At 45.6% G+C, this 13,235-nt stretch carries 12 protein-coding genes; 5 read left to right on the forward strand and 7 right to left on the reverse strand.

What is annotated here, in order from left to right; all coding sequences use genetic code 11:
• Positions 1-46 precede the first annotated feature (46 nt).
• On the reverse strand, positions 47-442 hold the full coding sequence (locus GQF01_RS32165) for a GNAT family N-acetyltransferase (RefSeq protein WP_161411183.1): 396 nt from the start codon (positions 440-442) through the stop codon (positions 47-49).
• 164 nt (positions 443-606) lie between these two features.
• Between GQF01_RS32165 and GQF01_RS32170 the strand changes: the two genes are divergently transcribed.
• A complete protein-coding gene (locus tag GQF01_RS32170; protein WP_161411184.1) occupies positions 607-1,455 on the forward strand; it encodes a nicotianamine synthase family protein in 849 nt (282 codons plus the stop codon).
• 49 nt (positions 1,456-1,504) lie between these two features.
• On the opposite strand, the gene GQF01_RS32175 is transcribed toward GQF01_RS32170, so the two are convergent.
• Positions 1,505-2,254: a spermidine synthase gene (locus GQF01_RS32175; protein WP_161411185.1), complete on the reverse strand. Its 750-nt coding sequence runs from the start codon at positions 2,252-2,254 to the stop codon at positions 1,505-1,507.
• Between the two features lie 45 nt (positions 2,255-2,299).
• Positions 2,300-3,187, reverse strand: coding sequence for a LysR family transcriptional regulator (locus GQF01_RS32180; RefSeq protein WP_161411186.1), 888 nt, complete (start codon positions 3,185-3,187; stop codon positions 2,300-2,302).
• 220 nt (positions 3,188-3,407) lie between these two features.
• Between GQF01_RS32180 and GQF01_RS32185 the strand changes: the two genes are divergently transcribed.
• The 4 genes from GQF01_RS32185 to GQF01_RS32200 all read left to right on the forward strand — a co-directional run bounded on the left by GQF01_RS32185 (position 3,408) and on the right by GQF01_RS32200 (position 6,941).
• Positions 3,408-4,199 carry an SDR family oxidoreductase gene (locus GQF01_RS32185; protein ID WP_161411187.1) on the forward strand — a complete coding sequence of 264 codons (792 nt, stop codon included), beginning with the start codon at positions 3,408-3,410 and terminating at the stop codon, positions 4,197-4,199.
• 136 nt (positions 4,200-4,335) lie between these two features.
• Positions 4,336-5,031 (forward strand): Dph6-related ATP pyrophosphatase, encoded by a 696-nt coding sequence (locus GQF01_RS32190; RefSeq protein WP_161411188.1) that lies wholly within the window; start codon positions 4,336-4,338, stop codon positions 5,029-5,031.
• A gap of 81 nt (positions 5,032-5,112) precedes the next feature.
• Complete coding sequence (locus GQF01_RS32195) at positions 5,113-6,129, forward strand: ATP-binding cassette domain-containing protein (RefSeq protein WP_161411189.1); 1,017 nt, start codon at positions 5,113-5,115, stop codon at positions 6,127-6,129.
• Complete coding sequence (locus tag GQF01_RS32200; protein ID WP_161411190.1) at positions 6,126-6,941, forward strand: ABC transporter permease; 816 nt, start codon at positions 6,126-6,128, stop codon at positions 6,939-6,941. Before GQF01_RS32195 ends, GQF01_RS32200 begins: the two co-directional genes overlap by 4 nt.
• Before the next feature lie 74 nt (positions 6,942-7,015).
• On the opposite strand, the gene GQF01_RS32205 is transcribed toward GQF01_RS32200, so the two are convergent.
• From GQF01_RS32205 to zwf, 4 genes are all read right to left on the reverse strand, one after another.
• The gene (locus GQF01_RS32205) at positions 7,016-8,647 is read right to left on the reverse strand and encodes a hypothetical protein (protein WP_161411191.1); all 1,632 of its coding nucleotides are present in this window, start codon (positions 8,645-8,647) and stop codon (positions 7,016-7,018) included.
• A gap of 122 nt (positions 8,648-8,769) precedes the next feature.
• Positions 8,770-10,188, reverse strand: a complete 1,419-nt coding sequence (gene gndA / locus GQF01_RS32210; RefSeq protein ID WP_161411192.1) for an NADP-dependent phosphogluconate dehydrogenase — start codon at positions 10,186-10,188, stop codon at positions 8,770-8,772.
• A gap of 15 nt (positions 10,189-10,203) precedes the next feature.
• Entirely contained in the window at positions 10,204-11,553 is a 1,350-nt protein-coding gene (locus GQF01_RS32215) for a glucose-6-phosphate isomerase (RefSeq protein WP_161411193.1), read from the reverse strand.
• Between the two features lie 46 nt (positions 11,554-11,599).
• The gene (zwf, locus tag GQF01_RS32220) at positions 11,600-13,135 is read right to left on the reverse strand and encodes a glucose-6-phosphate dehydrogenase (RefSeq protein WP_161411194.1); all 1,536 of its coding nucleotides are present in this window, start codon (positions 13,133-13,135) and stop codon (positions 11,600-11,602) included.
• Positions 13,136-13,235 lie beyond the last annotated feature (100 nt).

Below are 13,235 nucleotides of genomic sequence, written 5' to 3' on the forward strand. Positions count from 1 at the left end.
AGCGCCCACTCCTCCTCAGTCTCTCAGAGAGCCATCCCCTGTCGAATTAGTCTTGTCGCCTCCACAATCCTCCGGAACAAAGGGTAAATCCACTCTCTGTATAGAAGGATGTATGTTTCGAATCAAAGGTCAAGGTTACAATCTCTAAGCTGATCCGCTCTGCTTCTTGCAGTAATTTCTTTACTAAGGCCTGACCTATTCCCTGCTTCTGAAATTGAGGATGCACCATAATGTCTTCCATATAGCCATGTTGCAAGCCCATTCCTGCTACATAACCGAATGCAATAAGCTCACCTTGTGTTTCCCTGAGTCCGGCCCAGTAGTTACACCGCTCAAATAACATCGGGTAATCCGCATGTCGACCGTCCCATCCTACCAGTTCTCTTAATTTTGGAACTTCGTGTGATTCTATAGGCAGATTAATACTTATTTCTTGCTCCAATGGACAACCCCCTTGCTCGTTCAGCTCCTGTAAATTTTCTCCACAACGATGAAACAATCCTTCCCTTCTTTACCATCGATGCAGAATTTCATTTCTAAATAACCAACTTATCGAATATATTGGGTTCAAGCAATTGTACGGAAATGGACAGGAGGTAAACGCTTATGGAATATTGTTCTCTAACAGAGCCGTCTAAGCGGATATCAGATTTGATAACTCTTATAAAAGAGACCCATGATGTCCTTCACCGGGAGTCGAATCTGACCCCTCTAAATTACGCGGTCACGAAACCGATTTCTATTTTCACAGAGGCACTCAGGCAAGCGTACACACCAGAAGAAGTCAAGTATGTGATGGGTAATGTCGAAGTCACCACGTTGCAGAAAGGATTACTTGCCAAGCTGTCAGAAGCCGAGTACCAGATGGAGTTGTTCGACTCCCGCCACCTCTGCCATCAGCCCGAATTCGGATTAGCTAGCTTGTTTCAATATAAAAACTGGGGGAATTATGAAAGTCTTGTTGGCGAAGAACTGAAGCAACTTCGCAAAATTAGTCGACCGGAAGAGATCACATCGCCGATCGTATTCGTTGGAAGCGGGCCTTTACCGCTTAGTGCCCTGCTGCTCCATCTGAGGTGGAATGTGAGTGTCATCTGTTTAGATATCGACCCGGACGCTTGCAAGGCCGCACGTTTCATGATGGAACGGATCAACTTAAGCGAGAACGTGCAAGTTGTCCATCGAGATGGTGCGGAATTCGATTATGCCGATTATCAACATGTGTTTATTGCAAGCCTTGTTACGCAAAAGGACAAAGTACTTGAACAAATCCGCCAATCGAATCCAGGCGCCTTAGTAGCCATTCGTACAGCGGAAGGCATACGACGACTCATGTATGAAGCGATCAACGAGGAAGCTATCGCCGCGGCTGGATGGCAACTGCTCGGCCGAACATCGCCGATAGAAAATCGTGTCATCAATTCAGCTCGCTTCTATCGACTGGGAATGAATTAGGGACAGTAAAGAAGGTGCAGCCCATTAACATGGTCTGCACCTTCTTTGATTACTTCTCAACTTTATCCCAAATCACATATCCTTGCCCGAGTTCAATCTCTGTAAAGCCAGCCATATGACGTGCTTGGTACCCAATTGGCTCATTTCTTCCTATGAGAATAATATTTTGCATGTCGGCGACACCTCCCGAGGGTAAAGAAAATGCTTTAACATAAGTAAATTCCTCACTCAGTGTTGCATGTATAGCGTTCACAAGCTGGTCATTCTCACCTTTACCGAACAAGTTCATGATGATCAATCCCGATGAATCGAGTTTGTCTCTGCACATTTCAAAAAATGGTTTGGAGACCAGATGCATTGGTGTTCCTTTTTCAGTAAAGGCATCCAGTACGATTGCGTCATAAGCATGCCGCTCTTCATTCGCGAGAAGTTGACGCCCATCACCAATACTGACATTATCCCTTCTGTATCCAAAAAATCTTTGGCTTAACTCCACCACAGTCTGATCTAGTTCTGCAACTTTGCATCGCTTCTCAGAAAAATAACCAGCTATTGTTCCAATCCCATGTCCAATAATAAAGGCGTTCTCGAAGTCCGGGATGTTATAGTCAATGACATGGATCATGGCTCGCGGATATTCAAATAGAATACGTGTGGGATCATTCAAGTCCATCGCACCTTGGATAGCACGATTGGAAAACTCCAATACGCGAAAACTCCCCTTTTCTCCATACAGCTCAGTTGTGTCGTAAACGGAAATCTCATGATTGGGGCTAGATGTTTTGAAAAGTAAATTCAAGTTACCGGTCCCTTTCTTTGTTGCTTACTATTGTGGAAGATGATTTCAGTTAGTGAAATCGCCGGCCTTATCTTGAATAAAGCTGACGAATTTCTGTGTTGCCGGGGACAGAAAACGGTCTTTTTTGATATGCAGACCAACTTCCCACCGCCATCCTTCCTCTTGAATCTGAATCCATCGCAGACCTTCCAGATGCAAGCCGGATGTTTTCGGCAGGACGGAAACGCCGAGACCTGCTGCTACGAACCCTGCCACCGTTGGAAGATCCTCCGCATCGTAAGTGGACGCGAGAGTAAAATTCATATGATGGACGCGGGTAAGGAGCGAATCTCTTAAAGAGCAGTTGTGTTTCAAGCCCACGAAAGGCTCCCCAGTAATCTCTTTTAAGCTAATGGACTCCCTCTCCGCAAATCGGTGATCGAATGAGACCACCAAATACAAGGGCATAGAAAGAATCGGCACCCACTCATACGTGTCGCTAGCTGGTCTTTCTGAAGTGATCATGACATCTGAAAATCCATTCTCAACCTGTTCGACAATCGCCCCCTTGTCTCCTTGCGTCAGCTCGAAGGTGATTTTCGGGTTGGCTTTCTGATATTCGCGAATCAGCTTAGGAATTAAGCCTACACCTAATATATTTAGATAAGAGAGATAGATGATACCTGACTCAGGGTTGGAACATTCTTCGATTTCCTGTTTTCCCCGCTCTACCTCTTGCAATATCTTCTCGACTCGCTTCATGAACATGGTTCCATATCGGTTAATTTGCAGGTTGCGCCCCTTCCGCTCAAATAGCGGTACACCTAGTTCAGCTTCCAGTTTGGAGATAGAATGACTTAGGGCAGGCTGCGTCACGGATAAAGCTTCAGCAGCTTTCGTCAGGTGTTCGATCTGGGCGACCTTCAAGAAATACTCTAATTGTGTAAGCTCCATTTCTCTTCTCCTAAATTCATAATATTCATAAATCCTGTTGTTATCATACATATTGTTAATGATTGAAGCAAGGTTGACGTTCAAGAAGGCTCTATTTACATGAATTTAAGTAATGTAATCAATTATTAATATAAATTAGACTTATGATTCATTCAGACGTAAGCTTAGACATGTGATCAACGTTCACAACATCAGATTTTATATACAGGAGGACTTATCAATGAAACTTTCTTCATATGAGCACGAATTTCAAGGTAAACGAGCACTTGTAACTGGCGGAACCAAGGGTATGGGCTTTGCGATCGTGAAAAGGCTGGCAGAAGCGGGAGCTACCGTGCTCACTACGGCACGTACAATCCCAACAGATTACGAGATCCCTAACGTTCATTTCGTTCAAGCAGATATTACGAAGCCGGAAGGCACAGCGATCATCATTGAAGCAGTGAAAGAGAAACTCGGCGGTATCGACATCCTCATAAATACGGTTGGCGGTGCCTCCACGCCGCCAGGTGGTGCGTTGGCACTAACAGAGGAAGACTGGATGGAAACCTTGAATATGAATCTTCTTGGTGCTGTGCGGTTAGACAGAGGTTTGATACCGCTAATGGTCGAGCAAGGAAAAGCAGCTATCATTCACGTAAGTTCCATACAGCGTAAAATGCCACTCTACGAAACTACATTAGCGTATGCAGCATCTAAAGCGGCCCTCACCAATTACAGCAAGGGCTTATCCAAGGAGTTCTCGCCGAAAGGGATTCGCATTAATACGATAGCACCAGGTTTCATTCAGACTGAAGCGGCAGATCGTATGATTGACCGAATCGCTACCGCAGCAGGAAGCCGCGAAGCTGCGTTAGATGAGCTGATGAATTCCCTCGGAGGCATTCCTATTGGACGTCCGGGCTTGCCGGAGGAAGTGGCTGAGCTTGCCGCTTTCCTGGTTTCCGACCGCGCAGCCTCTATTACAGGAAGTGAATATGTGATTGATGGGGGCACGTTAGCAACCATTTAATTGTATTGCGAAAATGAAAAAGTTCTCAGGAATTTCGTTCCTGAGAGCTTTTTTGTATAAACTATGCTAAGTTCATTCAGAGAAACTCGTGATAGAATTAAATGAAATCTTAAGCATACAAAGGGGAATAATAGAAATGACAAATGCTGTAGACTGGAAAAATGGTGCTCGTGGACATGCCTTTGTGGCCTCTTTTAGCGGAGGAAAAGATAGTGTTTTAGCTCTGTATAAAGCAATGCAAACAGGCAAAGCACTTGGACTGATCGTCATGCTGGAGGAAGAAGGAAAACGTTCCCGATCTCACGGGACCCCTCCCGAACTTATCCGTGCCCAAGCTGAATCTATCGGATTGCCTGTCTATACAGCACCTGCAAGTTGGGCTGATTACGAAGAAGTGTTTATACGTCTTTTAGTAGACGCTAAGAAACATGGAGCAGAAGTTCTAGTTACGGGAGACCTCGAGTTGACGGCTCATGGTTGCTGGCAAGACGAGGTATCGAGCATGGCTGGATTGAAACTAGGGATGCCACTATGGGAAATGGACCACCGTGAAACCGTTGAAGAATTCATTACCTTAGGATTTGTTACGATCGTTGTTACTGTCAATTTAGCATTAGGAATGCGCGAAGAGGATCTAGGTCGAACGTTGACCCATGCTTTTGTCGAGGAGCTTGTAGCTCGCGGTATCGATCCTTGCGGCGAGGGTGGCGAATTCCATACCACCGTCATTGATGGTCCCCTTTTTAAACAATCCATCGCCGTTCGCAGGGGTGTTATTGTACATCATGGCGAATATGCCTTCTTGCCATTGGAGCTAGACCCGTTACAATAATCAAACCAGCAATTCCGTTTATATTCAGTTTAAAAAAGCAAGCTATACTCCATGTAACTTATTAAGTAGGAGGAATTGGCATTGGATCTGTTAAACAGAAAACAAGGCTCTGAAGTTTTGGCCGTCGAAGCACGTGGGCTCTTCAAAGCTTTTGGTCAAAATCGCGCGGTAGACGGCGTTGATTTGAACGTGCGCGCCGGCACGATTTATGGCGTTCTTGGACCTAATGGTGCTGGCAAGACGACCACCATTAACATGCTGGCAACGTTGCTTCGACCAGACGGAGGGTCGGCGAAAATTTTCGGCCACGATGTTGTGAAAGAGTCCCAGATTGTTCGTCAATTGATCGGGGTAACGGGCCAGTACGCTTCGGTTGATGAGTCGCTTAGCGCTACAGAAAACCTTATGATCTTCTCTCGACTTCTGGGCCTAGGCCGTGCAGAGGCAAGAAACAAGACAGTGGAACTGCTTGAGGAATTTGGCTTGACTGAGGCCGCGAAACGACCCTTGAAGAACTTCTCCGGCGGCATGCGCCGCAGGCTGGATCTCGCGGCAAGCCTCATCGCGCAGCCCCCTCTTATTTTCCTGGATGAACCTACTACAGGGCTAGATCCTCGCACACGTTCGCAAATGTGGGATACAATCCGTCGGTTAGTGAACACAGGGTCTACCATCCTGTTAACAACGCAGTACCTCGAAGAAGCCGATCAACTGGCTGACCGGGTCGCGGTTATTGATCGCGGTCGCGTGGTCGCCGAAGGAACCGTGGATGAATTGAAAGCATCCGTCGGTACTTCCTCCTTGCAACTAATCGTCCATAATCCATTAGATATCGAAGCAGCCTGCCGTACCATTGAACAAGTGCTCAAGGTACACCCAACGGTGACTTCCGGGAAAATTACGGCCCCGATGGCAAACGCTGATCTTGTAACAGATTTGCTAATATCCCTGCGCGAAGCTGGTATCCATTTGGCAGAGATGAGTGTGCAGAAGCCTACGCTAGACGAGGTATTTTTAACGATTACAGGTCAAGGTGTTCAGGATCACTCGCAGCAGGCATCCGATGCATCCAGCAGCAAACAGGAGGCAAGAGTATGAGGAGCAATTCAATCCTACCACCAGCCGAGCGACAATTGAAAAACCATACAAGTTTCAGTCAATCCGTGCGCAATTCGCTGACAATGGCTTATCGAGGACTTCTGAAGATCCGACGCACGCCGGAACAATTGTTCGATGTCACGCTTCAGCCCATCATTTTCACACTAATGTTTACTTACATCTTCGGTGGTGCCATTTCAGGTGACGTAGTGAGCTACCTGCCTGTCATTATTCCTGGTATCCTCGTGCAGACAGTCATCACGACCTCGATCGTCACAGGTGTCCAATTGCGTGAGGATATGGATAAAGGCGTTTTCGACCGATTCAAGTCACTGCCTATCGCAAGGATAGCGCCGTTAGCAGGAGCACTCTTGGCTGACACGATACGTTATACCATTGCGACTGTTCTAACCTTCTCGATGGGATTTATTATGGGCTATCGTCCTGAAGGCGGCCTAGGACATGTGGCTATCGCTGCGATTCTTGTCATCTTCTGCTCTTGGGCTATTAGCTGGATCTTCGCCTTCTTCGGCGTAATTGCTCGTACAGCCTCAAGTGTACAAGGCATATCGATGCTTGTCTTATTCCCCCTTACGTTTCTTTCCAATGCGTTCGTTCCTGTGGATACGATGCCCGGATGGCTTCAATGGTTCGTTAACATCAATCCGATCTCTCACCTCGTCTCAGCCGTTCGGCTGCTTGCTAACACAGGCACCGTTGGTTGGGATCTAACGATTTCCCTGATCGGAGCTATTGTCATTGTGGCAATTTTCGCACCAATTACCGTAATTGCTTACATGCGCCGAACCTAATCGTTCAAAAATAAGAAGGCTGCCACATTTTTACGTGGCAGCCTTGTTCAGTCTGAGCGGGCCCAGAGGAAGATTTAGAAGGTAGCAGGTGACATAAAATAGGAGTACCATAAATTCGTCATAAAGATATCGAGCAGAACAAAATAAAACAATTCCAAACCAATATTACGATCATCCAGTCCTTTTCTCCATACCCGAGTACAGACATAAGCAAGCAATGCCATGATAATCAGCATACAGAAGTAGACCAGGATAGGCTGTAATGCGTCTGGCATCACTTGAAGCGCGGTAACCTTACGGTAGTCCCCAATGAACAGCACCTTAACACCCAGATACATGCCAATTGATACGAAAAAGTGCAGACGCGGACGGGAATCATAGTGATGCTGCCAAAAAGCGCTGAGCACCAGCAAATAGATGCCAGGCAAGAAGATCCACTTTAGACTTAGAAACCAAGTTACAAGACCAATCCCCCAGAGCAGCGGCAGATTCTCGGCAGCCGTTCGTAAGTCATCTGCCGTAAGCTGGTTCATCCTCTCCCTGTAAAGTTGTTGATCCGTGGCATAATAGACGCGGTATGACGTTTGATTAACCGGATCAAGCCAAACCGCAAGGCGAATATCTTGCTCTTGCATAAGGTTCGGGTATTGCGCGAATCCGCCGAATTGGCTGATTTTGGTTGATGCGGCTAGCTGAGTTTCGTTAAAAGTCAACTGATACACTTCTTGGCTGCTCATGCGCCGATTTTTCTCATACACCGATGAAACCACAAGAGTGACTTCCCCAGTAGCTGACTGAGAGAACGTCGGCTGCAAGATCGTGTCCGAATCCATAGTCGCAGAGCTTGGAAGATCTATCCGTTCGTCTTGCCTGTTAGCAGGTTGATCCCACGGGTAGGTGAGCATCTGCAAAGTACTCTTCCCTGACTTAGCTGAGCTGATCGTGTAGGCAACCCTGAGGAAAGATTTGTCTGCATATAAGGAGAAATCCTCTAAAGACCTGTTAATTAGCTCCAATTCTTTGAGCTTTTCCATAACGACCGTCTTTCCAGACGCGGTATCCAGCTTGATAATGTGCAGGGCTGAATTCCCTTCCCTACTTGTCGCATAAACTACGGACAGCAGACCATCTGTCTCCAGGAATCCTTGAAGCTGTGTAACTCCAGTCGTATTTACCTTGATCCAATTCGGCGCAACTTCGCCTTGCGTAGTCCCCACAAAGAGTGCCTCGTCGTTATAGGCGAGTAGGACCTTTTTGCCATTTTGCCCCTGTATAGCTTGAACGCCGTTCATCGAGGAATCATTCAGCATTCTTTTCGGTGACCAAGTCCCGTTCTTCCATTCACTCGCATATAGCTTGTTGCTCGCACCGATCCAAACAGCTTCTTCCTCACCAATGAGGCGATAAGACTGAAATAACTCCGCATCCGGCACAGGCCGCACTTCTGAGCTGCTTCGCCCTTCCTTGTCAATTTTCACATAAATAAGCTCATTTCCGGATTTGTACGCGAAAGATTTCGAGCCGATCATTTGAACAGGACCAGCTTGCGTAGCAAGGTCCGGCAATGCTGTCGCTCGTCCATAAGGTTCTGCATATGGCATCACCTGCTCTCTCGCTAGCAGCACAGTATGTATAATTCCGATCAAGATCATGACCGCTAGAAACGGCACAACAGTAAACAACTTCCATAAAGTACGGTTTCTCAATCGAAAGCTCCTCATCTTCGAGTTAATCTGACAGATTATTAGACGTCATTATCTCTAGTATGGTTGCGCAAATAAAAAGAAGTCGCAATTATGCGACTTCTAAGTATAATCTATATATCGATTTATTCGTTAGTATCCATCCATTGGAAATGGAAGCTGCCTTTTTTATCAACACGCTCGAATGTATGCGCCCCAAAATAATCCCTTTGTGCTTGAAGTAAGTTAGCTGGCAGTCTCTCAGTGCGATAGCTGTCATAGTAAGCTAATGCGGAAGCAAATGCAGGAACCGGAATCCCTCTTGTAACGGCAACCGAAACAACTTTTCTCCATGCATCCTGATAGTTATCAACGATTTTGCCGAAGTAGTCGTCAAGGAACAAGTTTTTAAGTGCAGGGTCACGGTCATAAGCATCCTTGATATTTTGCAAAAATCTTGCGCGGATGATACATCCACCACGGAAAATCATCGCAATATTCCCATAGTTCAGATCCCAGCCGTACGCGTCAGAAGCAGCTCTCATTTGAGCAAACCCTTGTGCATACGACGCGATTTTGCTTGTATACAAGGCTTTGCGAACAGCTTCGATGAATTCTTTAGGATCGCCGTCATAGCTGGATGCCGCGGGACCATTCAGGCGTTTGCTTGCAGCAACACGCTCTTCTTTCATCGCAGAGATAAATCGTGCAAACACGGATTCTGTAATGATGGATAATGGAACTCCCAAATCGAGTGAGCTTTGGCTTGTCCATTTACCAGTACCCTTTTGGCCAGCCGAATCGAGGATCACATCCACCATTGGCTTGCCTGTTTCCGGATCTGTTTTCTTGAAAATATCGGCTGTGATCTCGATCAAATAGCTATCCAGTTCACCGTTGTTCCATTCCGTGAAAATGTCATGCAACTCGCTTGTATTTAAGTTTAATACATCTTTTAACAAGTGATACGCTTCTCCAATAAGCTGCATATCGCCATATTCAATGCCGTTATGAACCATTTTCACATAGTGTCCAGCACCGTCTTCTCCGATATAGGTCGAGCATGCATCACCGTTCACTTTGGCCGAAATTGCTGTAAGAATTGGCTCTACCAGTTCATAAGCGTCTCGTTGTCCCCCTGGCATAATCGCAGGCCCATTAAGAGCTCCTTCTTCCCCACCGGAAACCCCAGCGCCGATAAAACGGAATCCTTGAGCTTGAAGCTCTTTATTTCTGCGCTGTGTATCAGGGAAATAGGCGTTACCGCCATCGATTAAGATATCCCCTGGGCTTAGGTAAGGGATGAGTGAATTAATCGTATCATCCGTTGGTTGACCTGCTTTTACCATGATTAAAATTTTACGCGGCGACTCCAGAGATTGAACGAATTCTTCAGCACTGTATGTGCCAACAAAGTTCTTCCCAGGCGCTTCCGTCAGAAGTTCATTCGTTTTCTCAGGGGAACGATTATACAAAGCAACAGAGAAACCTTTGCTTTCGATATTGAGTGCCAAATTTTTACCCATAACAGCCAAGCCAACCACACCAATTTGTTGTTTACTCATTGTAATTGCCTCCTCTTAGTTCTGCTCTGTAGCAGCTATACGTTTTTGTAATTCGGCTTTTTGCGCTTCAAAACCAGGTTTACCCAGCAGCGCAAACATATTGGTTTTGTAGGCTTCGACACCTGGTTGATCGAACGGGTTCACACCAAGCAGCAAGCCGCTGATACCGCATGCTTTCTCGAAAAAGTACACCATTTCTCCATACGTATACTCATTCAGAGCATCCAGTTCAACGATCAGATTAGGAACACCACCGTCAACATGGGCAAGTCTAGTGCCTTCTGCTGCCTTCTTATTCACTTCGTCCATCGTCATACCGGCAATGAAATTCAAGCCGTCCAAATTGATGGAATCCTCCTCGATCGTCAGCTCAACTCTCGGTTTCTTGACAGAAAGTACCGTTTCGATGAGATCTCGACGACCTTCTTGGACATACTGTCCCATTGAATGCAGATCCGTCGTGAAATCAACGGACGCCGGATATAACCCTTTCTGGTCTTTACCCTCGCTCTCACCGAACAACTGCTTCCACCATTCGGATACGAAATGTAAGGACGGTTCAAAGTTCGCGAGCAGCTCGATGCTTTTCCCTTTCCGGTAGAGGGCATTTCTTACCGCCGCATATTGATAGCTTTCATTGGTTGCAAGATCATCATTATTGTATTTCTGTGCAGCTGCCGCGGCTCCCGCCATCATCTGATCAATGTCGAGTCCTGCAGCGGCAATTGGCAGAAGTCCTACAGCAGTGAGGACAGAATAACGGCCGCCTACATCGTCAGGAATCACAAAAGTTTCATAGCCCTCTTCATCAGCAAGCTTTTTCAAGGCACCTTTGGAAGAATCTGTTGTCGCATAAATACGTTTTTTTGCTTCCTCTTTACCGTATTTTTTCTCCATATAATCTCGGAGAATGCGGAATGCAATGGCAGGTTCTGTCGTTGTTCCCGATTTGGAAATAACATTCAAGGAAATATCCTTACCCTCAAGCAGCTCAAGCAAATGGCTGATGTACGTAGAACTGATATTTTGTCCAGCAAAATACACTTGTGTTTTTCCATCCATCTGATTGTGAAATGTGTGAGACAGGGCTTCAATCGCAGATCTTGCACCCAGATAGGAGCCGCCAATTCCAATGACAACTAAAGCATCGGAATTTGAACGAATACGCTGCGCGGATTCTTTAATTCTTGCGAACTCTTCTTTATCATATTGAAGCGGCAGATTCACCCAGCCCAAGTAATCGGAACCTGGACCTTTCTTCTCATGAAGCATGTTATGTGCCACTTTCACAAATTCACTAAAGTAATCGACTTCGTGCTGTTGAATAAAGGATAATGCACTGGAATAATTAAATGAAATAGCCATCTGGAACCTCTCCTTTTGAACCTGCTTTTAGTGTTTGATTCTGAAATCAGTTAGTATGATGGGCAAAATATTTTTCTTCCTTTGTATCATTTTCAACTTTATTTTCTTGTGTGTTCTTGGAGTCAAACCACCAATGATGGCCGTTGTCCGCCAATAAGGCATCGGATTCTGCTGGACCATTCGTACCCGCGGCATATTGATGAAGCGGAACTAGATTCTCTTGGAAAGCATCCAAGATTGGCTGCACCCAAGCCCAAGCCAATTCGACCTCATCCCAATGCGCAAAGAATGTCGGATCTCCTTGCAAAGCATCGAAGATCAAATTCTCATAAGCTTCGGGAACATCATCCTGAGTTTCATGAAAATCTATTTGAATTGGTTTGTATTTCCCATTATGCTGAGGATCTTTCGAATTTAATTGCAGCGTAATGCTTTCATTCGGACTAATTTCAAATATCAGAAGATTAGGCACTTGGCTATTATCATGATGTTGAGTCAAATTCGTTGACGGCTCTTTAAACTCAATGACAATCCTTGTTGATTTCTCGTTCATACGTTTACCTGTTCGAATATAGATCGGAACACCCCGCCAGAAGTAATCATCGATCTGCAATTTAGCAGCAATAAAGGTATCGTTCATGGATGTGCTCGCAATCCCAGGTTCAGAAGTATAACCAACGACAGGTTTACCACCGATCGTTCCTTCTGTGTATTGCCCGCGGATAACGCTGGCACCAACGTCCTGTTTCAGCAATGGTTCGAGATTTTCCAACACTTTTTTCTTCTTGAACCGTACCAACTCGGAGTTGCTTATATTAGGAAGGTGCATCGTGAGCATCATGAGCAATTGCAGCATGTGGTTTTGGAACATGTCTCTTACCGCGCCTACATGATCGTAGTACCCAGCTCTTTCTTCCACACCGACGGTTTCGTTTGCAGTAATTTGAACATTGGCAATGTAATTATTAGCCCATATCGCATGAAGAACTGGATTGGCCTGCTGGATAACCTCAAGTTTCTGCACCATCGGTTTGCCCAGGTAATGGTCGATTCGATAAATTTCATTTTCTGCAAAAGCTTTGCTTAGCTGCTCATTCAAATCCCGAGCAGATTGCAGATCATGGCCAAATGGTTTCTCGATCACCAGGCGCTTCCAGCCATTCGCGGAACCAAGACCACTATCCTTGATATTCGCGGCGATCGTTTCAAAGTATTCAGGTCCCACCGATAAATAAAACATGCGGTTCGGTACAATACGGAGTTCTTCTTCCCGTTGTTCAATGAGCTGCAGCAGCTTCTGATAATCTTCTTTACGGTCTATATCAAGCACGCTATAGCGGAATGCACGTAAGAAGCTTTTCAATAATTCAGGATTATTTACTTTGCGCCTGGAGAAAGTATGGATAGAATGTTCGACATTCGCCTGGAAGGCTTCATCAGACAGCTCTCTTCTTCCCAGTCCAAACAAAGAGAATGATTCTGGGAGTTTTTGATCGACAAACAAATTAAACAGTGCAGGGTAAATCTTTCTTTTTGCTAAATCCCCTGTCGCTCCAAATAAGACAAATGTAGTAGGTTCCATTTATTCTCTTCTCCTTCCAACAGAGTCCCTCGATCTATCCGTAGGCTCTGGTTTCTTTTTCGTAACTCCACTATAATATAATTACCACCTATAAAAGAAA

Origin of the sequence: Paenibacillus silvestris (assembly GCF_009882985.1) — a bacterium.
GTDB lineage: Bacteria > Bacillota > Bacilli > Paenibacillales > NBRC-103111 > Paenibacillus_E > Paenibacillus_E silvestris.

Excerpts from the sequence above, each read along its gene's own strand:
- GQF01_RS32185 (WP_161411187.1), top strand. The coding sequence starts at position 3,408 with ATGAAACTTTCTTCATATGAGCACGAATTTCAAGGTAAACGAGCACTT.
- GQF01_RS32170 (WP_161411184.1), top strand. The coding sequence starts at position 607 with ATGGAATATTGTTCTCTAACAGAGCCGTCTAAGCGGATATCAGATTTG.
- GQF01_RS32190 (WP_161411188.1), top strand. The coding sequence starts at position 4,336 with ATGACAAATGCTGTAGACTGGAAAAATGGTGCTCGTGGACATGCCTTT.
- gndA (WP_161411192.1), bottom strand. The coding sequence starts at position 10,188 with ATGAGTAAACAACAAATTGGTGTGGTTGGCTTGGCTGTTATGGGTAAA.
- GQF01_RS32215 (WP_161411193.1), bottom strand. The coding sequence starts at position 11,553 with ATGGCTATTTCATTTAATTATTCCAGTGCATTATCCTTTATTCAACAG.
- GQF01_RS32200 (WP_161411190.1), top strand. The coding sequence starts at position 6,126 with ATGAGGAGCAATTCAATCCTACCACCAGCCGAGCGACAATTGAAAAAC.
- zwf (WP_161411194.1), bottom strand. The coding sequence starts at position 13,135 with ATGGAACCTACTACATTTGTCTTATTTGGAGCGACAGGGGATTTAGCA.
- GQF01_RS32180 (WP_161411186.1), bottom strand. The coding sequence starts at position 3,187 with ATGGAGCTTACACAATTAGAGTATTTCTTGAAGGTCGCCCAGATCGAA.